We start from the raw sequence: 24,845 nt of genomic DNA on the forward strand, positions 1-24,845 counted from the left end.
GGCCGCGGCGGTGTATCAGGAGCCCTAACCATCCTCAGGACCGTTCGTGCCCCAGTCTGCGACAAAGCCTTTCATCGACGTCCTCTCCGGCCAGCGGCAGGTCATTCCGCCGATCTGGATGATGCGGCAGGCCGGCCGTTACTTGCCGGAATATCGCGAGGTGCGCGCCAGGGCCGGCGGCTTCCTCGACCTCTGCTTCAACCCGGAGCTTGCCGCCGAGGTGACGCTGCAGCCCATCCGGAGGTTCGGCTTCGATGCGGCGATCATCTTCTCCGACATCCTGGTGATCCCCTATGCGCTCGGACGCTCCGTGCGCTTCGAGGTCGGCGAGGGTCCGCGGCTCGAGCCGCTGGATGATCCCGCCAAGGTCGCGACACTGGCCAAGCACGCCAATTTCGGCAAGCTCGCGCCGGTGTTCGAGGCGCTCAAAATCGTGCGCGGCGCGGTCGATCCCAAGATCGCGTTGATCGGCTTCTGCGGCGCCCCTTGGACGGTGGCGACCTACATGGTCGCCGGCCAGGGCACGCCTGACCAGGCGCCGGCGCGGATGATGGCCTACCGGCATCCGGAGGCGTTCGCTGAGATCATCGACGTGCTGGTCGAGAACTCGATCGAATATCTGCTGGCGCAGCTTGCGGCAGGCGCCAACGCCTTGCAGATCTTCGACACCTGGGCCGGCGTGCTGCCACCCGCCGAGTTCGCGCGCTGGTCGATCGAACCGACCCGGCGCATCGTCGAAGGCGTGCGCGCCAAGGTGCCGGATGCGAAGATCATCGGCTTTCCGCGCGGTGCCGGTGCGCAACTGCCCGGGTTCGTCGAGGCGACCGGCGTCAACGCTGTCAGCATCGACTGGACCGCGGAGCCGGCCTTCATCCGCGAGCGCGTGCAGAGCAAGGTTGCGGTTCAGGGCAATCTCGATCCGCTGGTGCTGATCACAGGCGGCGCCGCGCTCGACCGCGCGGTCGACGACACGCTGGCGAATTTTGCGCAGGGGCGGTTCATCTTCAATCTCGGCCACGGCATCCAGCCGGAGACGCCGATCGCCCATGTTGAGCAGATGCTGAAGCGTGTGCGGGGCTGATTTATTTTGCGCCTGGGGAGTGGGAAAACAAAAAAGCACGAAAACAACCCCATGCACAGTAGAGAGGCCACGCCCGATCAATGACTTAGGGCGGACGGAAATCAGGTGCGCCGTCATCGCATCGGATCGCACCAACATTTGACCCGTCGGGCAAAACAGGCGCATGATGCCATCATCACACCGATGCCCGCCTCGCGGCCGACTTAGCGCGGCCGGCTGCGCTCGATAATCTCGGCGGCGCCCTTGGCCAGCAGATCCAGTCCCACCGCACGGCCGAGTTCGCGGGGACGATTGGCGGGACCCGAACGCAAGGCTTCGATGATGGTGTTGCCGGAGAGATCGAGCACGGACGCGGTGAGCGACATCTGATCGCCCGCAATGGTCGAAAAGCCCGCCACCGGCGAATTGCAATGGCCGTTCAGCACCCACAGCACCTCGCGCTCGGCATCGGCGCAGGCGTGAGCAGCGGGATCGTCGATCGATGCGAGAATGCGACGCGTCTGCCAGTCCTGTGCCGCGCATTCGACCGCGACGATGCCCTGCCCCGCTGCCGGCAGCATTTCCGCCGCGGAGAATTCGTAGCCGATGCGATGGGAAAGGCCGACGCGGTCGAGGCCGGACCGCGCCATGATCAGCGCATCGGCAGGCCCCACCGCGCCGCCATCCGGCAGGCGCTGCTTCTCGCCATTGTCGAGTTTTCGCACGCGCGTGTCGGCGGCGCCACGGAAATGGATGATCTCGACGTCGGGAAACAATCGCCGCGCATAGGCGGCGCGGCGGACGGCGTTGGTGCCGATCTTGAAATCCTTGCCACGCGACTGGCGCAGCGCCTCCAGCGTCACGCCATCACGCAGCACCAGCGCGTCGTTGGGAGGATCGCGCGAGAGCGTGGCGCCGATCACGAGACCGGGCGTGTCTTCGTTGCCGGGCATGTCCTTTAGCGAATGCATCGCCGCCTGGAGTTCGCCCGACAGTACGGCGGCGCGGATCTGGGCCACGAAGGCACCACCCTTGCCGCCATGAGGCAACAGCTTGCTGGTCTGGTCGAGATCGCCCGTGGTGTCGAACTTGACGATCTCGACGTCGAGATCGGGCAAGGCAGCGGTCAAGCGGCGCGCGATCTCTTCCGTCTGTGCCAGCGCCATCGCGCTCTTGCGTGTGCCGATCTTGAATCGCGTAGCCAAGTCCAAATCCTCTCAAGACGCGAGTTTACCGCGCATCCTCCAATATCATGTCGGAGGCCTTTTCGGCGATCATGATGATCGGCGCGTTGGTGTTCCCCGATACGAGATCGGGCATGATCGAGCCGTCGACGATGCGGAGGCCTTCGAGGCCCCTCACCTTCAGCCGCTGATCGACCACCGCGAGCGCATCATTGCCCATACGACAGGTCGAGGTCGGATGGTAGATGGTGCTGCCCCGCTCACGGCAATAATCCAGCAGCTCGGCATCCGTGGCTACCTTCGCTCCGGGATCGTACTCGTCGACCACGAACGGCTTCAGCGCCGGTGCATGCAATATCTTGCGCAGGATCTTCAGGCCTTCCACGTTGGTGGTGCGGTCGGTCTCGGTCGACATGTAGTTGATGCGGATCTCCGGCGGCACCGTCGGGTCGGCGCTTTTGATGCGCAAGGACCCGCGGCTTTCGGGACGGAGCTGGCATACCGACGCGGTGAAGCCGGAGAAACCATGAAGCTTCTCGCCCATCTTGTCGGTCGAGAACGGCAGGAAGTGGACCTGGATGTCCGGCGAGGCCAGCCGCGGGCTGGTCTTGAAGAACGCGCCCGCGGTGCCCGCCGCGATCGTCAGCCAGCCTTTGCGGAACAGCGCATAGCGTGCGCCGGCCATGGTGCGGCGGAGCGGATGATTGACGGTGTCGTTGAGCGTAATCTTCTGCGAGCAGCGCATCACAATGCGGACCTGCATGTGGTCCTGGAGGTCGTGACCGACGCCCGGCGCGTCCAGCACGACGTCGATGCCGTGCTTGCGCAGGAGGTCGCCGGGTCCGACACCGGAGAGTTGAAGCAGCTGCGGCGAGTTGTAGGCGCCGCTCGACAGCACGACCTCCTTGCGCGCGCGGGCGCGGCGCAAATTGGCGCCTTGACGGTATTCAACGCCGACGGCGCGGCGGCCCTCGAACAACACGCGCTGGCCGAGCGCGCCAGTTTCGATCTTGAGATTGCCGCGGGCCTTGGCGGGGCCGAGATAGGCCACCGCCGTCGAGGCGCGGCGGCCATTGCGCGTCGTGGTCTGGAACAGGCCGACGCCTTCCTGGGTGGCGCCGTTGAAATCAGGATTGTAGGGCAGACCGCTCTCGACCGCGGCGTCAATGAACGCCTTCGACAACGGATCGGTCACCACCATGTTGGACACCGGCAGCGGGCCGCCGCTGCCGTGATATTGATCGGCGCCGCGCGACTGGTTCTCGGCCTTCTTGAAATAGGGCAGCACGTCGTCATAGCCCCAGCCGGCGTTGCCGCGCTGACGCCATCTGTCGTAATCCTCGTGCTGGCCGCGAACATAGAGCAGGCCGTTGATCGAGCTCGACCCGCCCAGCGTCTTGCCGCGCGGCTGGAACACCTGACGGCCCTTCAGCTCGGGCTCCGGCTCGGTCTGGTACATCCAGTTGACGGTCTTTTCCTTGAACAGCTTGCCGTAGCCGAGCGGCACGTGGATCCAGATGTTGGAATCCTTCGGGCCTGCTTCGAGCAACAGTACGCTGTGCTTGCCGTTCGCCGAGAGCCGGTTGGCGAGCACGCAGCCTGCAGAGCCGGCGCCGACGATGACGTAGTCGAACTCAGGGTCGGAGGGCGAGAGGGAGGAAGTTGCGTTCATGCGCTACTGTTCTTTTTGTTGGGGAGCGTTTCCAATCATCACTTAGCACGATCATGCAGCGACGCGCAGCGCCTCGACCAGCGACCTGAACGCACGGGCATATTCCGCACCCGCCCTTGCGATATCGGCGCGGCCGGCGCAGGCGACCGCCGCTTCCGTGACCGCGCCGAGCAGCAGCCGGGCCAGCGGCTCGACCGGCTGCCGCGCGATCAGGCCAGCCTCCATCGCCGCCGCAATCGCACGCGGCAGCTTGCCGCCGAAATGTTTGGCGTCGATCTCGCGCCAGCGCTCCCAGCCGAGCACCGCCGGGCCGTCGCGCAGGATGATCTGGCCGGTCGGCCCCTTCGCGGTTGCGGCGAAATAATGCTGGGTGCCAGCGACCATCGCGGCAAGCACATCCTTCTCGGCACGGGCCGTGCTGTCGATCTCCGCGACGAGGTCGCGCGAGACCTGGTCGAACACCGCTTCGAACACCGCCTCCTTGGTCTTGAAGTGATGATAGACCGCGCCCTTGGCGACGCGGGCGGCTTCGGCGATCTCGTCCATCGTCGTCGCGGCAAAGCCTTGCGACCCGAACAGGCGGCGCGCCGCCGTCAGGATCGCTTCCGATGTCGCAGCCCGCCGCTCCGCCTGTTTCGCCATGGCTCTGCTGTAGTCGAAACGGACGAGGACAGCCAGTTGACTTTTCGACCGCCGGTCGGTATTTACCGACTACCAGTCGGTTTTATTTGTGAGGTGCGCCATGCCGAGCCGTGATGTCGTCGAAGCTTTTGCCAAACGATTGGAGGACGGGGATTTCGTCGGGGCGATCCTCGACTACTACACGCCGGACGCTGCCACCTGTGAAAACCAGGCCGAACCCCTCGTCGGACGCGACAAGCTCGCGGCCAAGGAGCGCGGCGTGCTGGCAGCCTTCAAGGAGGTCAAGGCAGTGCGCATCGGGCCGAGCCTGATCGAAGGCGATCATGTCGCCACGCGCTGGACCTTCAGCTTCACCAACGCCGAGGGCATCATCCGAACGTTGGATGAGATCGCGTGGCAGAGGTGGCGGGGCGATCAGTTGATCGAAGAACGGTTTTATTACGACCCCAAACAATTGGGACGCTGAGCCGCTGACTGTCTCTACGAGACCGGCTTCACACCCGGCGGCTACCATCCCCTTCGCCCGAACGCAGGATCGACGGTGCTTCGGTCCTGGGCCAGTTGAGCCGCATCGCCATTGTGCTCATGCGGTCGAACGCCGGCGCCAAAGCGCCGGCGCTCAAATCAAGTTTATTGGGCCAAGCCCACTGTTCCGGCCTCCGTCCTCACGACCGGCGGCGGATTCCACTTTCCGGTCAGCGCATCGGACTTCGGGCTATAAAGGCGCATGGTCAGATTAAAGGCTCCCTTCGGCGCCGGAAGCCAGTTCGCATCCTTGTCCTTGCCCGGGCTATCATTCTGGAAGAATATATCGAGCGACCCGTCTGCGTTGTACTTGAACGGCATCCAACTGCTCACGGCAAAACGGTTGAGCGCATTGCCGACCTGAAAACCTTCCGGGTCGTATAGCGTGATCGACCAGAAGGCGTTGACCGGCGGGGCGGCGCCCTTCTCGAACGTAATTGTGTACTTGTTGGCTCCATCCAGCGGCTTGCCGGTCGCGTCGCCGAGATTGAGCGGATAGATGGCATCCTCAGGCAGGTTCGCGCCCAGCCCAAGTTGGGCGACGATGGCCCGCTTCAAATAGTAGTTGCCGTAGACACCCATCGTATCGGTGTTCATCGACCAGCCATTTGCGACCCGCGCAAGTGTCGGCACTTTCCAGGCCATCAGCTTCTGGCCGTCGTGCGGAGCGGTCTCCAGCGCCCGTTGCAACACCGGATCGAGCTTGCCGATGTCAAAGCTCTTGCCGGGCTCGATGCCGATTTTCTTCATCTGCGCAATGATCGGCTCATCGGTAGCATGCGGCGGGTGAAGCTTGAGCAGTTCTGCGGCGCTGGCGAAGTACACGCCGGCCGACATGGTATCGACCTGGACCTTCGGCGGCGTCTTCATGTCGACGCTTGGGTCCGGCTTGAACTCGACCGGCTTGGGTGTCTTGCCGTACTCGGAAAGCAGCGTGACCTTGTAACCGGCCTGGATCTTATGGACGGCATCGTAATCGGGCGGGCCATCCGTCTTGGTGCGGCCGATCACCCAGACATGGGGCGTCGGCGCCTCGATGCGCTGGGTGTCGCTCGGAAGCTTGAATTCTTCCGCGAATCTTTCGCGCAGATCGGGCCGCCAGCCCGGGGGCGTGATCAGGAACGTGCCGGCCTTGGTGCCCGTCGTTCGCCAGCCTGGCGACGCGAAGACATCGGTCCACATGTCGAGCATTGGCAGCAGATAGTAGCGCTCACTTGTATCTGGTGCGGAGATGACGACAGGCTCCTTGGTCATGTTCAGCCAGGAGACGGAATACAGCGTGTCGAAGTTCGACCGCACCACGCCCTTGAAATTGGCCGGGGGGTATTCCGGCACGTTGACAAAGGTATTCATCGGACCTCTGAAATCGGTCGTGCCGTTGGTGAATTGCTTTCTCGAGATGTCCATCGACATGAGCGAGTAGAAGTAGACATAGGCATCCACTGCGATGGCATGCGCCTCTTGTTCGGTGATGGCCGGTGCAGTGCCCTGCGCCTGCGCGACAGGCACGGCCGCCGCACCAAGGCAAAGAGAAATTGTCAGCGTCAGAATTCCTCGAAACATGTCGAATCCTCCTCTTCTGATTTGGTGACCTCTGATTTGCGACTTCGTTCAATTCACTTTGTACCGTCGGAATGACCGCGTTCGAGGGTCTGAGCATTGAAGGTCTCAGCGTATTGCCTTGCAGCGTGGCGCCACCGGAATTCAGCACGAAGAGAAGAATGGCAGCAAAGCCGATGTCAGATGCGTTCACACCGCTCGCGGCGGTATGAATTGAAGTATTTTCGATCCAGCGCGAGGGGCGCTTATTGCTTGCAAGATAACGTGCGTCACCGACCGCATCAAACGCCGCACGGCGTCTGCAGAACTCGAAACAAATTGCTAGAAACAGAGATATAAAGCCTGGTCGAACTAGCGTCGCTTGAGGGGCATCTTCGGTCGCTTGCGCAATACGGGCCCTCTAGAATTACTTTAGCACAACCTGAACGTTTGGGCCAGCAGGGATCGTCTGCGTCTTCAATACCCCACTACTATCACAATCTGCCTCGTGTTCTTGCTCGCGCGATCGGGCTGGTTGCCCGAAACTGTCTCGGTGCTGGTCGGTGTGTTTACTCGCACAATATTGAGAGACAATCTCCTTCGTTCCCCTTGATTCAGATCAATACGATGCCCGCTCGGTCGCCTGATGAAATTGCTTCAGTGAAATCTCAAACGGGGAGTCCTGCATGAAGATTGTATTGCTGACCTTGGCGATGATAGGCGGCCAAACAACAATTCCAGTCAGCGAACGCGTCCCTCAACTCAATGTCGAGGCGACCTGCAAGGCCACCGTAGCCACTGACAAGGCGATGGGCCTGGATCTGGCGCAGTCCTACGACGATTGCATGCGCGACGAAAATTCCGCGCTGCAACAACTTCATTCCGTTTGGCTCACGAATTCCGACAGCCTTCGAACCCGATGCGAAGGCGAAGCGACGGCTGGCGGCAGTGACAGCTATGTCGACCTGCTGACCTGCATGCAAATGGCGGATTGGGCAAAATCGACTTCGGACGCTCCAAAATTGAAGGGAGCGAGCAAGAACCGAAACAAGCTGTGAGATGGCGCCGAGGATTATTTGCAGGCGGGTGCCGTGCCAAGTCCAGGCGCTCCCGCCCTAACCGCATCGCGTGATCGGAAGTCTCGGCACCGAGCCGACCGCCGGCTCGAAGCTGTTTGGACGCACGTTCCCTCGTGGCCTCAAAGGCGTCGATGGCCGGGACATAGGCGAGCGGACGCGACGCTGTCCTTCGAACGGATTAGCCCGGCCATGGCGCCATAGTAGCTTCAGCGCCCCAAGCTCCGTGACCGTAACCTCGCCGGCGCGCATTTGTATCGATTTGTTATCGATACGACGTGACGAACACGCAGAAGTGGTCGCGGCTATCGTCGCAAGCGGGGATAATTCATAGTTCGTCAAAGGTTTGCAGCGAATTCTCCGGATCGGGCCGGACAAACGGCCCATGCTGCTGGGCTCTGGAATGCAGACTCAAACGACCAGCTATTTCGCGCGGCTGTTCGCGGGCGATCTGTCGGCCTTTGGCGGTCCTGCAACCGACGAAGCCGTCACCGGCCATATCCGCGCCGAACAGATGTCGCTGGTGCTCGGCTATTCGGTCGGCATCATGCTGGCGAACGCCTGCAATGCTGCCGTACTCGCGATCGCGCTGTGGCAATCGCCCGACCGGATGTTCGCGCTGATCTGGGCGGTCGCCGTGGCCGGCGCTGCGATCGCGTTCGGTCTGCAATCCCACGCCGCGCGCCGCATCACCAAGCCGCAATTCGTCTCGCGCCGCGCCATGCATCGGCTGGTGCGCAATGCCTTTCTGCTCGGCGCCGCCTGGGGCATCGTCCCGGTCGCGTTCTTCCCAGGCGCTTCGACCGGCGGGCAGCTCGTCATCACCTGCCTTTGCTCGGGAATGCTGGCCGGCGGCGCGCTTGCCTTCGGCACGATCCCGATCGCGGCCATCGCTTTCACGGCGCCCATCTTCGTCGGGATCGCCATTTGCCTCGGCAGGAGCGGCGACCTCGCCTTCCTGCTGATCGCCTTTCTCGTCGTGGTCTACGGAAGCGTGTTGTTGCGCGGCGTATTCGTCAATTCATTCGCGTTCGCACGGCGCGTGATGCGGCAGATCGAGGCCGAGCGCACGGTGCGGCAGGACCCTCTGACCCATCTGCCCAATCGCGTCGCCTTCAACGAAACGCTCGATGCTGCCTTGAAGCGGCTCGCTCTGTCCGGCGAGGAATTCGCGGTGCTCCTGCTCGATCTCGATCGCTTCAAGGAGGTCAACGACAAATTTGGCCATCCCGCCGGCGACGAATTTCTGGTCCAGATCGCAAGCCGCCTGCAACGCTGCACCCGCGCGGCCGAGCATGTCGCACGCATCGGCGGCGACGAGTTCGCGCTGGTGATGGCCAATCTGGCGCGGCCGGAGGATGCGCTCGAGATCGCCGAGCGCTTCGTCGCGGCCTTCGACGAACCGTTCCAGATCGAGGGCCGCCAGATCGTCGGCGCGACCAGCGTCGGCATCGTGCTGGCGCCGCGTGACGGCAGCACGCAACTCGACATCATGAAGAACGCCGACACCGCGCTCTACCGCGCCAAGAAGGCCGGACCCGGCACGGTGTGTTTCTTCGAGGAAGCCGACGACCGCTCGTCACGCGACCGCAAGGCGCTGCAATCGGATCTGGAAGGCGCCATCGCCAGGGACGAGCTGTTCCTGGTCTTTCAGCCCTTTCTCGACCTCGGCGGCAACCGCATCACCGGCTTCGAGGCGCTGCTGCGTTGGCAGCATCCCCAGCGCGGACTGGTGCCGCCGAGCGAATTCATACCGATCGCCGAGGAAACCGGCTTGATCCACGAGATCGGCGAATGGGTCGTCCGCCGCGCCTGCGCGACGGTTGCCGAGTGGCCCAAAGAGATCAGGGTCGCCGTGAATTTCTCGGCCGCGCAGTTTCACAACAACGGTCTCCTCCAGATCATCGTGCAGGCGCTCGCGGACGCGAAGATCGCCCCGCACCAGCTTGAGATCGAGATCACGGAATCAATGCTGCTGTCGAAATACGCCTCCGCCGCATCCGTCCTGAATGCGCTGCTGGAGCTCGGCGTCACCGTGGCGCTCGACGATTTCGGCACCGGCTTCTCCTCGCTGACCTACCTGCGCAAGCTGCCGTTCAGCCGCATCAAGATCGACCAGTCCTTCATCCGCGACATGCTGGTGCAGCCCGACTGCGCCGCGATCGTGAAATCCGTGATTGGGCTCGCGCGCGACCTGCGCATCGGCGTGGTCGCGGAAGGCGTCGAGACCGCCGACCAGCTCGAATATCTGCACCAGATCGGTTGCGACGAAGTCCAGGGTTATCTCATCAGCCGGCCTGTGTCGGCGGATGGAGTCATGGCCCTGCTGGACACGAAGAAGCTGCGGGCAACCTACGCGGCGTAGGTGGAAATCAGATGGGCCCGAATGCCGACCACAAGGACGGTGAGCCCTCTCCCGCTTGCGGGAGAGGGCTGGGGAGAGGGTGTCTCCGTAGAGGGAATCCCCAAGAGGAGAGAGCCCTCACCCGCGCCTTCGGCGCGACCTCTCCCGCAAGCGGGCGAGGTGGAGCCCGCGGCGCCTTCCATTCCGCCAGATGGATCCCGCTGCAATTCGTTTAGACCGGATCCGCACGCAGCAGCGTATCCACCGTGATGGTGCCCCGTGCGCGGGAGACGCAGGCGCAGATCTTCTGGTTGCTTTGCTTCTGATGGTCGCTGAAGAAGACGTCGCGATGGTCGATCTCGCCGTCGATGGCGACCACGTCGATGGCGCACAGGCCGCATTCGCCGCGCTTGCAGTCGTACATCACGTCGTGGCCGCTGGCGTTGAGGACATCAAGCATCGAGCGCTCGCGCGGGATCTCCAGCTCGACATCTGAGCCCTTCAGGCGCACGCGAAATGTCTCGGTCGGCAGCGTGCCGCTCGAACCAAAAGTCTCGTAGCGAAGATCGGGAAGCGGATGGCCGGCGCCGATCCAGGCGTGGCGCGCGGCATCCAGCATTCGCATCGGGCCGCAGAACAGCGCCAGCGCGTCCTTGGGCACCGAGGCGAACAGCGCGTCGAGATCGAGCCGCTTGCCCTCATCGCTGGCGTGAACGACCAGGCGATCACCAAGCACGGCGGCGAGATCGTCGAGATAGGCGGCTTCTTTGCGCGAGCGCACCGCGTAGTGCAGCGTGACATCGGCGCCGCGCCGGGCCAGCGCCTGCGCCGCACCTAGGATCGGCGTGATGCCGATGCCGCCGGCGATCAGGCAATAATGTTGACGCGCCCAATCGACTGCGAGCAGCGAGGCGGGCGTCGTGATGTCGAGCCGCGCGCCCGGCTGCAACGACCACATATAGCGCGAGCCGCCACGCGAATCCTCGGCGCGGCGCACCGCGATCCTTAGACCCTGCGACGACGCTTCCCCGACCAGCGAATAGGACCGCGTCTCCGGCTGCCCGTCGATGGTGACGCTGATATTGATGTGGCTGCCGACCGCATAGGCGGCGCCATCGAACTGGTCCGGCCGGATCAGGAATTCGCGGATACTGGGCGCGAGATCGCGCGTCGAGACGAGCGTCGCCGGAATCCAGGTTTCGATGAAGCGCATGGTGACGGCCCTCAATCGGTTGCGGACTTGATCAGCGCGAGCGCTGGCAGCAGGTCGAGATGGGTCCGGTTGCGCAGTGCGAGCCGCAAATTGCGCACCGCGAGCCGCGCATGCTCGCGCATGACCGCTTCGGCACGGGCGCCTTCGCGATTCTCGATGGCGTCGATCACGACGCGGTGGTGCTCCTGCCCGATGATCAGGATCTGCTGCGCCTCGGGCAGCGCCGACTGCGCCATCACGAAACCGCTTGGGGACGCAAACGGCAGCGACGAGGCGCGGTCGATCTGCCGGATCAGCGGCGGGCTACGCGACAATTCGGTGAGCAGGGCGTGGAAGCGCGCGTTCAGAGTGACATAGGACGAGAACGCATCGACCGAGATCGGGACCTGGCGCAACAACTCGTCGATCGCGGCGAGGCACTCCTTCAGCGGCTCGAGCTCGCGCGCGGAGACGCCGCGCTCGGCGGCAAAGCGCGCGGCGAGCCCTTCCAGCGTGCCGCGCAGCTCGATGGAATCAGAGATGTCGCGCTCGGAGAATGCCTTCACCATGAAGCCGCCGGAGGGAATCGCCTCCAAGAGGCCCTCCTCCTCCAGCCGCACCAGCGCCATGCGCACCGGGGTGCGCGAGGCGCCGGTCGTCTCCACCGCCTGCAGCTCGGAGATGCGCTCGCCGGGGCGCAATGAACCCGACAGGAGCTGGTCGCGCAGCGCGAGCTGCGCCTTCACGGTCTGCGAGACGGAGCGGTCGACCTCACGCTCGGCCATGTCGGCTTACTCCGCGGCCTGGAGATGATGCGGCGGGTTTTCCTTTGCCACCATCTTGTCGATCAGCTTGCGCGTCCACATCGCACCGGCGTCGATGTTGAGATTGTAGAAGATGCAATCAGGGTTCTCGTCCATTGCGCGCTGCTGCGCCTCGAGGATCAGCTCGTCCTCGTGGAAGATGCCGGAGACGCCCTCGCGGATCTCGGTGGTGATGCGCTGCTCGCCGAGCTGATAATTGCGCACGAAGGCCCAGAAATAGTGGCAGGTCTTCTCGGTCTCCGGCGTGATGGTGTTGAGCACGAAGCCGTTGACGCCTTGCGAGCGGTCGCCTTCCGGCGCACCGGTGCCGGTCGGCGCCACGCCGACGTCGATGGCAATGGTGCACGGCGCCTCGAAGCGGATGATCTGCCAGCGGTCGACGAGCCCGGACTTGCCGAGTTGTTTCGCCCAGAACGGCGGCGCTTCGATGCCGCGCATCCAGCGCGTCACCGTAACAGTCTTCTCGCCATGGGTGACGTCGAACGGCGCCTCCGCGACCGCCTCGTTGCCGATGGACGAGCCGTGCACGAACGTCTCGTGGGTGAGGTCCATGAGATTGTCGAGCACGAGGCGGTAGTCGCAGTTGACGTGGATGGTCTTGCCGTCGCCGGCCCAGGCCGGGTCGTGATTCCAGTGCAGGTCGGGCACGAGCGCAGGATCGGCCAGCGCGGGATCGCCCATCCAGAGCCAGATGTAGCGATGACGCTCGACCACCGGATAGGCGCGCACGCAGGCCGACGGGTTGATGGTCTCCTGCGAGGGCATGAAGGTGCAGCGCCCTTGCGCATTGTATTTCAGGCCGTGATAGCCGCAGACGACCGTGTCGCCTTCGAGCCGGCCCTTGGACAGCGGCACCAGGCGGTGCCAGCAGGCATCCTCCAGCGCGGCGACCGAGCCATCGGCCTTGCGGTACATCACGACGTGCTTGCCGCAAATCGTCCGCGGCAGCAGTGCCGGCTTCACATCGGCGTCCCAGGCGGCGGCATACCAGGCGTTCATCGGGAAGGATTTTGTCACCGGTCTCACTCCCAAGGCTTATGAATACGTTATGTATACAATAGCGGAGGAATGGAATCGTTCAAGGGCGAATTGGGCGTATTATAATACCATAATACGGGATCATGTATACATACATAACTCCGCTGTCATTCCCCGCGAAGGCGGGGAATCCAGTACGCCGCGGCCGTAATTGGTTCACTCAACTGGCGCCACGGCGTACTGGATCACCCGCCTTCGCGGGTGATGACAGCTGTTGATGCGGCGAGTCCTCCCTTGGAGGAGCAGTGGCAGCGGCGCTTTGGCTCGTCGGCTACGCCCCGAACACCTTCGCCAACCCCGCCTGAGCCTCCTGCTGAATCGCCTTCAGGTGCTCGGGGCTGCGAAAACTCTCCGCGTAGATCTTGTAGACGTCCTCGGTGCCCGAGGGCCTCGCGGCGAACCAGCCGAAATCGGTCTCGACCTTGATGCCACCGAACGGCTGGCCGTTGCCGGGCGCCTTGCTCAGGGTGGCGCGGACGGGATCGCCGGCGAGATCCTTCAGACCGAGTTGCTCGGGCGTGACGGACTTCAGGATGTTTTTCTGCGGCGTGGTGGCGGCGACGTCGATGCGCGCGTAATGGGGCACGCCGAACTCGGCGGTGAGGTCGTTGAAGAGCTGGCTCGGATCGCGGCCGGTCTTGGCCATGATCTCGGCCGCGAGCAGGCCGAGGATGATGCCGTCCTTGTCGGTGGTCCACGCCGTGCCGTCGCGGCGCAGGAACGAGGCGCCTGCACTCTCCTCGCCGCCGAAGCCGAAGCCGCCCGCGAGCAGGCCATCGACGAACCATTTGAAGCCGACCGGCGTCTCGACCAGCTTGCGGCCGAGTTTTTTTGCGACGCGGTCGATGATCGAGCTCGACACCACGGTCTTGCCGATCGCGGCGTCCTTGCCCCAATTCGGGCGATGCGCGAACAGATAGGAGATCGCGGTCGCGAGATAATGGTTCGGATTCATCAGGCCGCCGGTGCGCGTCACGATGCCGTGGCGGTCCGCGTCGGTGTCGTTGGCAAAAGCGACGTCGAAGCGGTCGCGCATCGCGATCAGGCTCGCCATCGCGTAAGGCGAGGAGCAGTCCATGCGGATCTTGCCGTCCCAGTCCACCGTCATGAAGCGGAAGGTCGGGTCGATCGCCTCGTTCACCACGGTCGCCTTCAGGCCGTAGCGCTCGATGATCGGATGCCAGTAGTGCACGGCGGCGCCACCGAGCGGATCGATGCCGATGTTGACACCGGCGGATTTGACCAGGTCGAGATCGATGACGTTGCCGAGATCGGCGACATAGGGTGTGACGTAGTCATAGGCGTGGACGTTCGCGGCTTTGCGTGCCCTGGCGTAGTCGATGCGGTTCACGCCTTTGAGGCCGTCGGCGAGATAGGCATTGGCGCGCCTCTCGATCACGGAGGTCGCGTCGGTGTCGGCCGGCCCACCATGCGGCGGATTGTATTTGTAGCCGCCGTCCTCGGGCGGATTGTGCGAGGGCGTGATGACGACGCCGTCGGCAAGGCCCGAGGTGCGGCCCTTGTTGTAGGTCAGGATCGCATGCGAGATCACCGGCGTCGGCGTGTAGCCGCCGTCCTTGTCGATCATGATGTCGACGCCGTTGGCCGCGAACACCTCGACGGCGCTGACCAGCGCCGGCTCGGCCAGCGCATGGGTGTCGATGCCGATAAAGAGCGGACCGGTCAGCCCCTTTTCACGTCGGTAATCACAGATTGCCTGCGTCGTCGCGAGGATATGGCCCTCGTTGAAGCTGGTCTTGAACGAGGTGCCGCGATGGCCGGAGGTACCGAACGCCACCCGCTGCGCGGGATCCGCGACATCAGGCTTGCCGGCGAAATAGGCCGTCACCAGCCGCGGAACGTTGGTGAGCGCGTCCGGCGAGGCCTGCTTGCCCGCCGCGGGATGAACATCAGCCACTGGATATACCTCGTCCTGTCGTAGAGATTGCGCAATACCATAGCATCGGCCAAGCCCGCGCCAAGAGCACAACACCCGCAATGGGGCGGCCGTTCCTGAGATCATGCTATGGTCTTTCGATCGGGGCTTTTCGAGTCGGGGCATGACGCTGTTTCAGAGGCTCTTGGTTGTTCTGATGGCCTGGCTTGCGATGGCGGGCATCGCGCCCGATGCGATGGCCGCGGAGTTCTACACCGAGGATTTGCGTATCCCGATGGTCGAGGCCGGACCGCAGGGGCTGGAGGCGTTCCTGGTCCGGCCGGCCGGGACCAAGCGCTATCCGCTCGCGCTGCTCAGCCACGGCTCGCCGCGCAGTTTCGACGATCGCGCGACGATGTCCGCGCACAAATATTATGGCATCGCTCTCGAATATGCCCGGCGCGGCTTTGCCGCGCTGATCGTGATGCGGCGCGGCTACGGCACCTCGCCCGGCGGGCGCGTCGACAGCGTCGGCGGCTGCGCCAACGCCGCTTATCTGCCGGCCGCGGCGGTCGCGGTGGCGGATTTGCGCGCGTCGATCGAGGCGATGGCGCGGAGGGCCGACGTCACCACCTCAGGCATGATCGCGGCTGGCCATTCCGCCGGCGGGTTCGCCACCGTCGCGTTGACCGCGCAGGCGCCAGCGGGTCTCGCCGCCGCGATCAGCTTTGCCGGCGGGCGCGGCTCGCGCGATGACGACGACGTCTGCAATCCGAACGGGCTGGTGCAGGCCTTCGCCACGTTCGGCAAAACCTCGCGCGCTCCGATGCTGTGGGTCTATGCCAGCAATGATTCCTACTTCGGTCCCGACCTCGCGCGCCGCCTCCATGACGGATTTCGCGCCAATGGCGGCAACGCGAAATTCATCGCGGCGCCGCCTTACGGCGACGATGGCCACTATCTCTATTCGGTCGTGAGCCGTCCGCAATGGACGCCCTATCTCGACGCCTTCCTGCGCGAGCGAGGTCTCGGCCACGATGTCCTGAGCCCGCCCGATCCGCTGCCGCCGCCGGGCCAGCTCAGCGAGGCCGCACGTGCCGAGTTCGCGCGCTATCTCGCCAGCACGATGCCGCACAAGGCTTTTGCGGTGTCGCCGAACGGCGGTTACGGCTGGCGTTCGGGGCGGGCGACGGCCGACGACGCCCAGCGCGATTCACTTGCCGCCTGCACAAAATGGTCGTCTGCCTGCACGCTCTATGCAGTCGACGACAAATTGGCCGGGGCTGCGCCAAGCACATCAACCGACCAGAGCTCGCGGTCGCGATAGCTTCATTGCGCCGCCGGCCGCTCGCGCCGTCCGAGCCGGGCCGCACCCCGAGCCGCCAGAAAATCGGTTGTTAACTCGAAAGATATAATACGTGGTCCATGCTGCGGGATCGAACACACATCAACGCCCGCGCAACGTGGACACACGTTGCGATCGCTGTGCTTTGGTTGGCATCCACCTCCGTGCACGCCCAGAACGACGTGGAACCGGCGTTGGCGGCGGGCGGTCGCGATGCAGATCTCGGCGCTGGAGAGACGCCGGCGTCGCGGGCGGCGATCCGAAAAATCATCGAAAGAGAAACGGCCAAGACCAATCTGCCCGCCGACATAGCCGAGGCCGTCGTCTTCGTCGAAAGCGGATACAATCCGGGCACCATTGGCGCCGTCGGCGAGATCGGCCTCATGCAGGTTCGGCCCGAAACGGCAGCGATGCTCGGATTTCGGGGAAATAACGCAGAACTCGCAGAGCCCGACATCAACATCCACTACGGCGTTCTCTATCTGAGCCGCGCATGGCGCCTGGCCGGCGGGGACCTTTGCCGAGCCCTGATGAAATATCGAGCAGGTCACGACGAGGAGTCCATGACTCCGCGCTCGCAGGTCTATTGTCATCGCGCCCGCAACCGTCTGGTCTCCATGAACTCGACGAATGTAGGAAACCAGGCTGCGGCCGTCACAGATGTGGCACCGGCGCCAACAGCGACACCCACCGTCTCGACGTCCGCGCACAATCAGAAGTCAGCGCATAATCAAAAAACACCGGCACAGCCGAAGGACGTTTACGCGCGTTACCGCCAAGGCACGGCCGCGGCGAGCAGGGCATATTGGGCAGCACAGGAAGCCCGGGTTCGCCTCATCAAGGCTCGCGTCGAAGCCAAGTGGAAACGGGTCGCATCACGCCAATAGAATTAGAGTTGCTTGCCTTGAGACGAGCAGCGGTTGGACGAACGACATTTTTGAAACCGAACTTTGAAACCGAACGTGAATAGAGATCATGCACAATAGTTTGAGAGTTTTGTTTGCAATCGTCGCGACCGGCGCCGTGGCGCTGTCCGCCTTTCTCGCCATTCGGTTCCTCGTCGGTTTCAGTGGTTGAACCCGATGGCGCAGCCGGCACGATTTCGTGCTGCGCCTCCGTCTAGAGCCGCTCGCTCAGGGCGAGCTTGTAGCCGACGCCGGTGACCGTGGTGATGACGGGCGTGCCGCTGCCGACGAGCTTGCGGCGCAGCCTCGCCACCAAGGCATCGACGGTGCGGATGTCGACCTCGGCCTGGCGGTTGCTGACGACCTCGATCAGATAGTCGCGGCTAAGCGGCCTGCCGTCGGCGCCGACGAGTGCCGCGAGCAGGTCGAATTCGGCGCGTGTCAGCGCCACCGGCTTGCCGTCGCTGCCGAGCAGCTCGCGCCGCGTCAGGTCGATGATCCAGTCGCCGAACGCGATCGAATTGTGGGTGCGCGCCGCCTTGCGGTCGATCGAGCGCCGCCGCAGCACGCTTCGCGCGCGCGCGAGCAGGTCGCGCAAATTGATCGGCTTGGTAACGTAGTGGTCGCCCGCGACCTCGAGGCCGAGGATGCGATCGACGTCGGTGTCGCGGCGGGTGACGAAGATGATGCCCGCATTGCTGGTCGCCTGGATCTCCTTGGCGAGATCGAAACCGTCGCCGTCGGGCAGTTGCACGTCGAGGAAGACGAGATCGGTCCGCATCCGCAGCGCCTGGCGGCATTCCGCGCAGGAGCCGGCGCCGACCACGTCGAAATTGTTCTCGCTGAAATAACCGACCAGCATCGTCCGCGTCACCGGATCGTCCTCGACGACGATCAGTCGCTCGCGGCCGGCGACACGCAATTCCTGAACTGCGGAATCAGCCACGATGTTGGATGTCCTGTGTGCTTGCGGGCCGACCTGGAAGCTCAGGTCGCCGAGCGCGCCGCCCTGTGAACGTACATTCACGACTTGTTCGAGCCCCCTCGAATTGCCTGCTGCAATACTAGGCGCGTTAGCGCGCCCAAACAACATTGGTCACGATCCAGCTGGATTAAGTATGAATTGGCCCACACTTCTCATCTCGCGCAGCATGTTCGAGGGCCCCGTACGCGCGGCTGTTGTGCGGGCTGAAGCCCATCCCGCGGCCGCTTGCCACGCCAAGAGCTTCAAATCTACTGTGGCGTCCCGAAAAGTCTGCCCCAGGAGGTGGCGCCATGGAAGTCATCCTGCTCGGCACCGGCGGCCCGCGCCCGGACCCGCGCCGCATGGCGACGACCACGCTGATCAGGCTCGGCGAGGAAAATATCCTGATCGACGCAGGCCGCGGCGTCATGGTGCAGCTCAGCAAGGCCGGCGTGCCGCTCGGCTCCATCAACACGGTGTTCCTTACTCATCACCATTTCGACCACATCGGCGACCTCTACGACGTGATGCTCAATTCATGGTTGCACGGGCGCAAAGACGATCTGCGCATCTATGGACCGCCGGATACCGAACGGCTCGTCAATACGCTCGTCACGCAGGTCTACGACAAGGACATCGCCTGGCGCGATCAGGGCGAGCCGAGCTTCGGCGGCTGGAAACCTGTCGTCGCGACCGACATTATAGCGGGCCCCGTTCTCGACACCGGGCGCTGGAAGATCAGCGCCGAACTCGTCTCGCATGGCGACGGCCTCGACATGTCACCGGCCTTCCTCGCACGCTGGATGTGTCTCGGCTACCGCTTCGAGGCCGAGGGCAAGGTCATCGCAATTTCCGGCGACACGGTGCCCTGCCCCGGTCTCGAGCGGTTGGCTGAGGGGGCCGACCTGCTGGTCCAGTGCTGCTTCCTCGCCACGCCGGAGATCGACAACGAGCACCTACGCCGGCTTGCGAAATTCACGATGGCCTGCGGCGATACAGTCGGCAAGGTCGCGGCCAAGGCCGGCGTCAAGAAGCTCGCGCTGACCCATCACCGGCCTCGCACCGACGATTCCATGCTGAACGCGCTGCTCGTGGACGTCAGGCGGGACTACTCGGGTCCTGTCGTGCTCGGCGAGGACCTCACACGGATCGAGGTCTGAGAACTTGAGATGTGCGAACGCCGTCCGGCCTCAGGCCGATCCAACCTCAACCCGAAATGACAATCGCTCTTCCGTTCCGGGCGCGATGTGCATCAGACCCGGCTTGTCGCTGAACTCTCCGTCGAAATCGGCCGGAGTGGCATAGCCGCGCCAGGGCTCGATGCAGAGGAACGGCGCGCCCGACGGTTTCGACCAGACGCCAAGCTCGCGAAAGCCGTCCCATGACATTTTCAACCACGGCCCGGTGGACGCCCCCTGCTCGGCGGCATAGCGGACCGAATTGCTCGCGATCCGATCGAAGATGATTGCGTCGTCGACGAACAAGGATTCGGACAAGGGCAACACGGAGCCTTTGATCGGGCTCGGCTCCGTTGCCGGACGCAGCAAGCCGCCGTCGAGTCGGCGGACGGGAGATGGTTCTGCGTTCGCGAAGCTCAGCGCGTAGCTCTCCTTCGCCAGTCCCGGTTGGAGCGGCCAGTTGAAAGCGGGATGGCCGCCGAGCGAGGCCGGCAATATCTCCTTGCCGGTGTTCGCGACCGTGAGTGAAAGATCGAGACCGGATTCGTCGAGCGCATAGGTTGCCGTCAGACGGAACGCGAAGGGGTAGAGCGCGCGCGTCGTCTCGCTGTCTTCGAGCACCAGGACACAGCGACTTTCGCCACGTTCCGCCCACGCAAAGCGGCTGTCACGCGCGAAGCCGTGCTGGGTCATCCGGTAGGTCCTGCCCCGGTGCCGCAATTCGTCATTGGCGAGACGCCCGACGATGGGAAACAGCAGCGGCGCATGGCGCGGCCAGGCCGGCTCCGCCTGCCAGACGAACTCGATGCCGGCATCGCTCGCCAGCGAACACATCTCGGCGCCCTGCGCCTTGATAATGGCCGTGAGCCCACCGCTGCGGATCGTGTGCGTATCGTCGGTCATAACAGCCTGTTCAGATCATCGCAGTTCGCAGGACAATTTCCAAATGTTCGCGGAATGTTGGAGAGACACTCTGCTCACGACCTTTGATAGTCGTCTTCAATCCGGATGATGTCGTCTTCCCCGAGATAGCTTCCCGTCTGGACCTCGATCAGCTCCAGCATGATTTTACCGGGGTTCTCCATCCGGTGCACCGCGCCCATCGGGATGTAGATCGACTCGTTCTCGTGCACGCTTTTGACGGTCTCGTTGACGGTGACGCGGGCCGTGCCGCGGACGACGATCCAGTGCTCGGCGCGATGATGGTGCTTCTGCAGCGACAGACGTCCGCCCGGCTTGACCACGATGCGCTTGACCTGGTGGCGCTCGCCATTGTCGACCGATTGGTAGCTGCCCCAGGGCCGATGCACTTTGAGATGCTCCTCGGTGACCTTCGGTGCGACCGCCTTGAGTTTTGTGACCAGCCGCTTGAGCCCGTTGGCATCCTTCTGGCGCGAGACGAGAACCGCATCGGCAGTCGCAACCACGATGAGATCATCGACGCCTTCGAGTGCGACCAGCGCAGAGTCTGTGGTGACGTTGCAGTTGCGGGAATCCTCGAAAACCGCACTGCCATGGGAAGCATTGCCTTGCGCGTCCTTGTCGGACAATTCCCACACCGCGTGCCAGGAGCCGACGTCGGACCAGCCGCACGACACCGGCACCACCGCGGCGCGCGCGGTCTTCTCCATCACCGCATAGTCGATCGAGATCGCCTTGGCCGCGCCGAACGCCTCGGGCTCCAGCGTCACGAAGCCGAGATCGCGGCCGGCATTGCTAACGGCATTGGAAATCGCCTCCACGCTTGCCGCATCGACCTTGCGGTATTCGTCGAGCAGGACGCTGGCCGGGAACATGAAATTGCCGCTGTTCCAGAGATAGCCGGAATTGACGTAGTCGGCCGCCTTCACCGCATCCGGCTTCTCGACGAAGCGCGCGACCGCGTGCACCTCGCCGGAGATGACCTCGCCCGGGCGGATATAGCCGTATTCGGTCGCCGGCCGCTCTGGCTTGACGCCGAACGTGACGATGCGCCCGGCGCTCGCGGCGGTGAGGCCCTGGCGGCAGGCCGCGACGAAGGCGGCATTGTCCTGCACGACGTGGTCGGCGGCGAGCGCGAGCACGATCGCCTCACTCGAACGGTTCTGTGCGAACACCGCGCCGGCTGCGATCGCCGGGCCGGAATCGCGCCGCATCGGCTCGAGGATCACGTCGGCCTCGATGCCGATTTCGGCGAGCTGCTCCAGCACCATGAAGCGGTAGGAGGCATTGGTGATGACGATCGGGCGATCGAACAGCGAGGCCTCCGAGACGCGCAACAGCGTGTCCTGGAAGGTCGAGCGGGTGCCGAACAGCGGCAGGAACTGCTTGGGCCGCACCTCGCGCGAAGCCGGCCACAGCCGCGTTCCGGCACCGCCGCACATGATCAGGGGGATAATTTTTTGGGACACGTGTGAGCTACTCAAGAGAGGGGTTTATACGCGGTGATAATTTCGATACCATTCGACAAAGCGGCCCAAGCCATCCGCCAACGGCGTCGAGGACGTGAAGCCGACGTCGCGTTGCAGGGCCGAAATGTCGGCGCGCGTCTCGAGGACGTCGCCAGCTTGCATCGGCAAAAGCGTGCGGATCGCGGGCTTGCCGATGATCTTCTCCAGTGTCTCGACGAACTCGATCAAATTGACCGAGCAATTGTTGCCGATGTTATAGACGCGATACGGCGCATAGCTCGACGAGTTTTCTGGCTGCTCGGCGTTCCACGCGGGATTCGGCGTCGCGGGCCGATCGAGGGTGCGGATCACGCCCTCGACGATGTCGTCGACATAGGTGAAATCGCGCCACATATTTCCATGATTGAAAAGCTTGATCGGCTCACCCGCAAAGATCGCGCGCGTGAAGAGCCAGGCGGCCATGTCGGGCCGGCCCCATGGACCATAGACAGTGAAGAAGCGAAGGCCGGTCACCGGCAGCTTGTGAACATGTGCGAACGTGTGCGCCATCAGCTCGTTGGCCCTTTTGCTCGCGGCATAGAGACTGACCGGATGATTGACCGAATGCTCGGTCGAATATGGCAAGGTGCGATTGGCGCCATACACGGAGCTCGACGAGGCGTAGACGAGATGCGCCAGGCCGTGGCGCCGGCCGGCTTCGAGCACGGTGACGAAGCCATCACAATTGGCGCGGATGGTGGTGATGGGATCGTCGATCGAAGCGCGCACGCCGGGCTGCGCCGCAAGGTGCACCACGCGGTCGGGCGAGACCTCGTCGAACACACGCGCCACCGCAGCGAAGTCTGCAAGATCGATCTCGTGGAATGTGAAGGCGTCATGCTTGAGCGTCTCGAGGCGAGCGCGCTTGAGCGCCGGATCATAGTAGGGAGTTACTGCGTCGATGCCGACAACTCGTTCCCCGCGCGCAAGCAAGCGCTCGCAGACATGCATGCCGATGAAGCCGGCAGCGCCGGTAACCACCACGGGGGCCAAAATAAACTCCGTTGTCCGTCCTCATATACCGCATTGCCAGACTGAACCGGTAGAGGCAAGGGTTCAGCATTGGAGAACAGCCGCCTCGCATCGGCAACCTTAATGCCGGGCGCTTCGGTTGTCAGCCTTCCCAATTAACCAGAAGGGGCGCCCTCTGCCTGCGGACGCAACATCGGACGCGCGTCCATAAAAGGCTGCCCGCTGCCCGGCAAGACTTTCAACAAGTGTTCCCCGGGAGCACCGAACGAACAGCGCGATCACGCGACCGATGTCGTCATAATTCCGTGCCTTCGGGCTGCTTCTTTCCGTGCTCACATTTGGTTCGAAAGCACACATCGCGACCACGCATTATGGCATCGACAACCCGAACGGCACAAAATTGAAGCATTTCATCAACGGCCGCTTTCTCTCGCAAAAGCTGACCGGCGTTCAGCGTTATGCCGCCGAACTGGTCAAAGCGATCGATGCCCTGCTTGCGTCCGACCAATCGCCCGCTGCCCTCAAAGGAGCCGAGTGGCAATTGCTCGTGCCGAGCGAGACGAGCGAAGCGATCAAACTCACCCGCATCAAGGTCCACAAGATAGGACGGCTGAGCGGACATGCCTGGGATCAGATTGAACTCGCGCGCGCTGCCGCTGGAGGTCGCCTGATCAGTCTAGCCAATGCCGGACCCGTCTTTCATCGCGATCATATCGTCGTCATCCACGACGCACAGGTCTTCCGCCGGCCCGATTTCTTCAATTGGCGCTATTTGGCCGTCCACCGAACGATGGGTTGCCTGCTTGCACGCCGGGCCACGATCGCGACCGTATCAGCCTTTTCTCGCAATGAACTGGCTGCAATGCTTGGCCTTTCGAAAACGGACATTCCGATATTCCCAACAGCGCAGAGCATTTCGAAATCCACAACGCCCGATCCCAGTTGGAAACAGCAGCGGCGCATGGCGCGGCCAGGCCGCCTCTGCCTGCCAGACGCACTCGAGGCCGGCATCGCTCGCCAGCGAACACATCTCCGCGCCTTGCGCCTTGATGGTCGCGGTGAGCCCGCCGCTGCGGATCGTGTGGGTGTTTTCGCTCGTCTGCGAGCCATACCCGCACGCCGGCCGGCAACGGGATCATCGTGGCCGTCCATCAGTCAGCGCTGCCACGACTGCGCTCAGCGTCGCCGCGTCAACTGCGCCCGTGATCCGCATCCGAGCCCCGGCCGAGAACTCAATCTCGATCGCACCGCAGCTTCCGGAGGGCGCAGTCAACGATCGCCGGTCGGGCGCAATGGACACTGCCGCAAAACGGACTTCGCCATCCTGCCGCTGCATCGGCTCCGGGCCGCAAGGCCGCCTGTGCGCGCCTGCCCCCGCCAAGCCGTAACCAGATTGCGGTGAACGTCATGTGGCCGAGCGACCTCGACAACAGGTGGCCCCAGGCGCCAGACTCTCCTCCACAATCCGAAGCTTTTCGGCACTTGTCCACCGCCGTCGCCGCTCTGGACCGGATAGAACCGTAACCGTCGTCCCGTTTGCTCAGTTGCTTGCGAATTAATGAGCAAATCATCTCACGCTCGAACCCGATCCGGGAAGGCGGCCTCCACCCGAGGCGTGGACTTTGCCGAGGGTGGATAATGCGAGCGCACAAAGATCAGTTCCGCTTGCGACTGCGACGCAGCAACCGTGACTGTGCAGCTGAGCTCAGCTCCAATTCGATCGAAAGAAATGGGGCAGCTGTTCGGCAACACGCATACTCTTTTGGAGGAGCCGAGCCGCCAGTTTGGAGGGCCTGCGGCCCTCATATTGGTTCCGAGCTGACTATCGCAAAATGCGAAGAAAATCGGGTTGCAATCGATCAAATCATTTCGTTTGATACTGGGACAACCTTTATAACTGAAGCACTAGAGCGGTTGTTTTCCGGCCCGCTACCCAGACTCCCCATTTTGCTCGTCCTTTTTCAGCAGGTAGTCATTTCCAGGCAGCTATGAGTAATCGAAGTCAAGTTTATAGTCGTTCGGCTATTCTGCGTCAGAGAGTTCAGAGGCTGGTCACTCTCCTTACGGAGCTGCAGAGACT

Annotated in this window: 19 protein-coding genes and 1 pseudogene; 7 read left to right on the forward strand and 13 right to left on the reverse strand. The window is 63.4% G+C overall.

The features are described from left to right. Positions 1 to 46 precede the first annotated feature (46 nt). The gene (gene hemE / locus BRA1253DRAFT_RS14195; RefSeq protein WP_007595237.1) at positions 47 to 1,081 is read left to right on the forward strand and encodes a uroporphyrinogen decarboxylase; all 1,035 of its coding nucleotides are present in this window, start codon (positions 47 to 49) and stop codon (positions 1,079 to 1,081) included. A 203-nt stretch (positions 1,082 to 1,284) separates the two neighbouring features. Here hemE and hemC read toward each other — a convergent pair whose 3' ends face one another. The 3 genes from hemC to BRA1253DRAFT_RS14210 are packed head-to-tail and all read right to left on the reverse strand — an operon-like array spanning position 1,285 to position 4,558. Then, complete coding sequence (gene hemC / locus BRA1253DRAFT_RS14200; RefSeq protein ID WP_007595240.1) at positions 1,285 to 2,265, reverse strand: hydroxymethylbilane synthase; 981 nt, start codon at positions 2,263 to 2,265, stop codon at positions 1,285 to 1,287. Between the two features lie 25 nt (positions 2,266 to 2,290). Further along, entirely contained in the window at positions 2,291 to 3,916 is a 1,626-nt protein-coding gene (locus BRA1253DRAFT_RS14205; RefSeq protein ID WP_007595241.1) for a GMC family oxidoreductase, read from the reverse strand. A gap of 51 nt (positions 3,917 to 3,967) precedes the next feature. Then, a complete protein-coding gene (locus BRA1253DRAFT_RS14210) occupies positions 3,968 to 4,558 on the reverse strand; it encodes a TetR/AcrR family transcriptional regulator (protein WP_007595244.1) in 591 nt (196 codons plus the stop codon). 100 nt (positions 4,559 to 4,658) lie between these two features. Here BRA1253DRAFT_RS14210 and BRA1253DRAFT_RS14215 point away from each other — a divergent pair, with 100 nt between their 5' ends. After that, a complete protein-coding gene (locus BRA1253DRAFT_RS14215) occupies positions 4,659 to 5,024 on the forward strand; it encodes a nuclear transport factor 2 family protein (RefSeq protein WP_007595252.1) in 366 nt (121 codons plus the stop codon). A gap of 164 nt (positions 5,025 to 5,188) precedes the next feature. Here the strand turns inward: BRA1253DRAFT_RS14215 and BRA1253DRAFT_RS14220 are convergent, their stop codons facing one another. After that, positions 5,189 to 6,646 carry a DUF1254 domain-containing protein gene (locus BRA1253DRAFT_RS14220; protein WP_007595253.1) on the reverse strand — a complete coding sequence of 486 codons (1,458 nt, stop codon included), beginning with the start codon at positions 6,644 to 6,646 and terminating at the stop codon, positions 5,189 to 5,191. A gap of 662 nt (positions 6,647 to 7,308) precedes the next feature. Between BRA1253DRAFT_RS14220 and BRA1253DRAFT_RS14225 the strand changes: the two genes are divergently transcribed. Further along, complete coding sequence (locus BRA1253DRAFT_RS14225; protein WP_007595254.1) at positions 7,309 to 7,680, forward strand: hypothetical protein; 372 nt, start codon at positions 7,309 to 7,311, stop codon at positions 7,678 to 7,680. A gap of 421 nt (positions 7,681 to 8,101) precedes the next feature. Continuing rightward, on the forward strand, positions 8,102 to 10,063 hold the full coding sequence (locus BRA1253DRAFT_RS14230; protein WP_035995188.1) for a bifunctional diguanylate cyclase/phosphodiesterase: 1,962 nt from the start codon (positions 8,102 to 8,104) through the stop codon (positions 10,061 to 10,063). 211 nt (positions 10,064 to 10,274) lie between these two features. Here BRA1253DRAFT_RS14230 and BRA1253DRAFT_RS14235 read toward each other — a convergent pair whose 3' ends face one another. From BRA1253DRAFT_RS14235 to pgm, 4 genes are all read right to left on the reverse strand, one after another. Then, the gene (locus BRA1253DRAFT_RS14235) at positions 10,275 to 11,255 is read right to left on the reverse strand and encodes a PDR/VanB family oxidoreductase (RefSeq protein ID WP_007595256.1); all 981 of its coding nucleotides are present in this window, start codon (positions 11,253 to 11,255) and stop codon (positions 10,275 to 10,277) included. Between the two features lie 11 nt (positions 11,256 to 11,266). After that, positions 11,267 to 12,019 carry a GntR family transcriptional regulator gene (locus BRA1253DRAFT_RS14240; protein ID WP_007595257.1) on the reverse strand — a complete coding sequence of 251 codons (753 nt, stop codon included), beginning with the start codon at positions 12,017 to 12,019 and terminating at the stop codon, positions 11,267 to 11,269. A gap of 6 nt (positions 12,020 to 12,025) precedes the next feature. After that, positions 12,026 to 13,075 (reverse strand): aromatic ring-hydroxylating dioxygenase subunit alpha, encoded by a 1,050-nt coding sequence (locus tag BRA1253DRAFT_RS14245; RefSeq protein WP_007595258.1) that lies wholly within the window; start codon positions 13,073 to 13,075, stop codon positions 12,026 to 12,028. Positions 13,076 to 13,367: 292 nt separating this feature from the next. Further along, positions 13,368 to 15,014, reverse strand: a complete 1,647-nt coding sequence (gene pgm, locus BRA1253DRAFT_RS14250) for a phosphoglucomutase (alpha-D-glucose-1,6-bisphosphate-dependent) (protein ID WP_007595259.1) — start codon at positions 15,012 to 15,014, stop codon at positions 13,368 to 13,370. Positions 15,015 to 15,156: 142 nt separating this feature from the next. Between pgm and BRA1253DRAFT_RS14255 the strand changes: the two genes are divergently transcribed. Beyond that, the gene (locus BRA1253DRAFT_RS14255; RefSeq protein ID WP_007595260.1) at positions 15,157 to 16,299 is read left to right on the forward strand and encodes a S9 family peptidase; all 1,143 of its coding nucleotides are present in this window, start codon (positions 15,157 to 15,159) and stop codon (positions 16,297 to 16,299) included. A 98-nt stretch (positions 16,300 to 16,397) separates the two neighbouring features. Next, a complete protein-coding gene (locus BRA1253DRAFT_RS14260; protein ID WP_007595261.1) occupies positions 16,398 to 17,204 on the forward strand; it encodes a transglycosylase SLT domain-containing protein in 807 nt (268 codons plus the stop codon). A 232-nt stretch (positions 17,205 to 17,436) separates the two neighbouring features. Here BRA1253DRAFT_RS14260 and BRA1253DRAFT_RS14265 read toward each other — a convergent pair whose 3' ends face one another. After that, positions 17,437 to 18,249, reverse strand: coding sequence for a response regulator transcription factor (locus BRA1253DRAFT_RS14265; protein WP_007595262.1), 813 nt, complete (start codon positions 18,247 to 18,249; stop codon positions 17,437 to 17,439). Between the two features lie 248 nt (positions 18,250 to 18,497). On the opposite strand from BRA1253DRAFT_RS14265, the gene BRA1253DRAFT_RS14270 reads away from it, so the two are divergent. Next, a complete protein-coding gene (locus tag BRA1253DRAFT_RS14270) occupies positions 18,498 to 19,346 on the forward strand; it encodes an MBL fold metallo-hydrolase (protein WP_007595263.1) in 849 nt (282 codons plus the stop codon). A 30-nt stretch (positions 19,347 to 19,376) separates the two neighbouring features. Here BRA1253DRAFT_RS14270 and BRA1253DRAFT_RS14275 read toward each other — a convergent pair whose 3' ends face one another. The 4 genes and pseudogenes from BRA1253DRAFT_RS14275 to BRA1253DRAFT_RS46195 all read right to left on the reverse strand — a co-directional run. Next, positions 19,377 to 20,267, reverse strand: a complete 891-nt coding sequence (locus BRA1253DRAFT_RS14275) for an aldose 1-epimerase family protein (RefSeq protein ID WP_007595264.1) — start codon at positions 20,265 to 20,267, stop codon at positions 19,377 to 19,379. 74 nt (positions 20,268 to 20,341) lie between these two features. Further along, entirely contained in the window at positions 20,342 to 21,754 is a 1,413-nt protein-coding gene (locus BRA1253DRAFT_RS14280; RefSeq protein ID WP_007595269.1) for a mannose-1-phosphate guanylyltransferase/mannose-6-phosphate isomerase, read from the reverse strand. Between the two features lie 24 nt (positions 21,755 to 21,778). Then, positions 21,779 to 22,786, reverse strand: coding sequence for an NAD-dependent epimerase/dehydratase family protein (locus tag BRA1253DRAFT_RS14285; RefSeq protein ID WP_007595270.1), 1,008 nt, complete (start codon positions 22,784 to 22,786; stop codon positions 21,779 to 21,781). Positions 22,787 to 23,693: 907 nt separating this feature from the next. Beyond that, a pseudogene (locus BRA1253DRAFT_RS46195) lies at positions 23,694 to 23,843 on the reverse strand (aldose 1-epimerase family protein); the annotation flags it as partial. Between the last annotated feature and the right edge of the window lie 1,002 nt (positions 23,844 to 24,845).

The organism is Bradyrhizobium sp. WSM1253, from assembly GCF_000244935.1.
Classification (GTDB): domain Bacteria; phylum Pseudomonadota; class Alphaproteobacteria; order Rhizobiales; family Xanthobacteraceae; genus Bradyrhizobium; species Bradyrhizobium canariense.

Coding starts and splice junctions, on each gene's coding strand:
- BRA1253DRAFT_RS14210 (WP_007595244.1), bottom strand. CDS start 4,558: ATGGCGAAACAGGCGGAGCGGCGGGCTGCGACATCGGAAGCGATCCTG.
- BRA1253DRAFT_RS14240 (WP_007595257.1), bottom strand. CDS start 12,019: ATGGCCGAGCGTGAGGTCGACCGCTCCGTCTCGCAGACCGTGAAGGCG.
- BRA1253DRAFT_RS14220 (WP_007595253.1), bottom strand. CDS start 6,646: ATGTTTCGAGGAATTCTGACGCTGACAATTTCTCTTTGCCTTGGTGCG.
- BRA1253DRAFT_RS14260 (WP_007595261.1), top strand. CDS start 16,398: ATGCTGCGGGATCGAACACACATCAACGCCCGCGCAACGTGGACACAC.
- BRA1253DRAFT_RS14275 (WP_007595264.1), bottom strand. CDS start 20,267: ATGACCGACGATACGCACACGATCCGCAGCGGTGGGCTCACGGCCATT.
- BRA1253DRAFT_RS14235 (WP_007595256.1), bottom strand. CDS start 11,255: ATGCGCTTCATCGAAACCTGGATTCCGGCGACGCTCGTCTCGACGCGC.
- BRA1253DRAFT_RS14225 (WP_007595254.1), top strand. CDS start 7,309: ATGAAGATTGTATTGCTGACCTTGGCGATGATAGGCGGCCAAACAACA.
- BRA1253DRAFT_RS14205 (WP_007595241.1), bottom strand. CDS start 3,916: ATGAACGCAACTTCCTCCCTCTCGCCCTCCGACCCTGAGTTCGACTAC.
- BRA1253DRAFT_RS14215 (WP_007595252.1), top strand. CDS start 4,659: ATGCCGAGCCGTGATGTCGTCGAAGCTTTTGCCAAACGATTGGAGGAC.
- BRA1253DRAFT_RS14230 (WP_035995188.1), top strand. CDS start 8,102: ATGCAGACTCAAACGACCAGCTATTTCGCGCGGCTGTTCGCGGGCGAT.
- BRA1253DRAFT_RS14270 (WP_007595263.1), top strand. CDS start 18,498: ATGGAAGTCATCCTGCTCGGCACCGGCGGCCCGCGCCCGGACCCGCGC.
- BRA1253DRAFT_RS14255 (WP_007595260.1), top strand. CDS start 15,157: ATGACGCTGTTTCAGAGGCTCTTGGTTGTTCTGATGGCCTGGCTTGCG.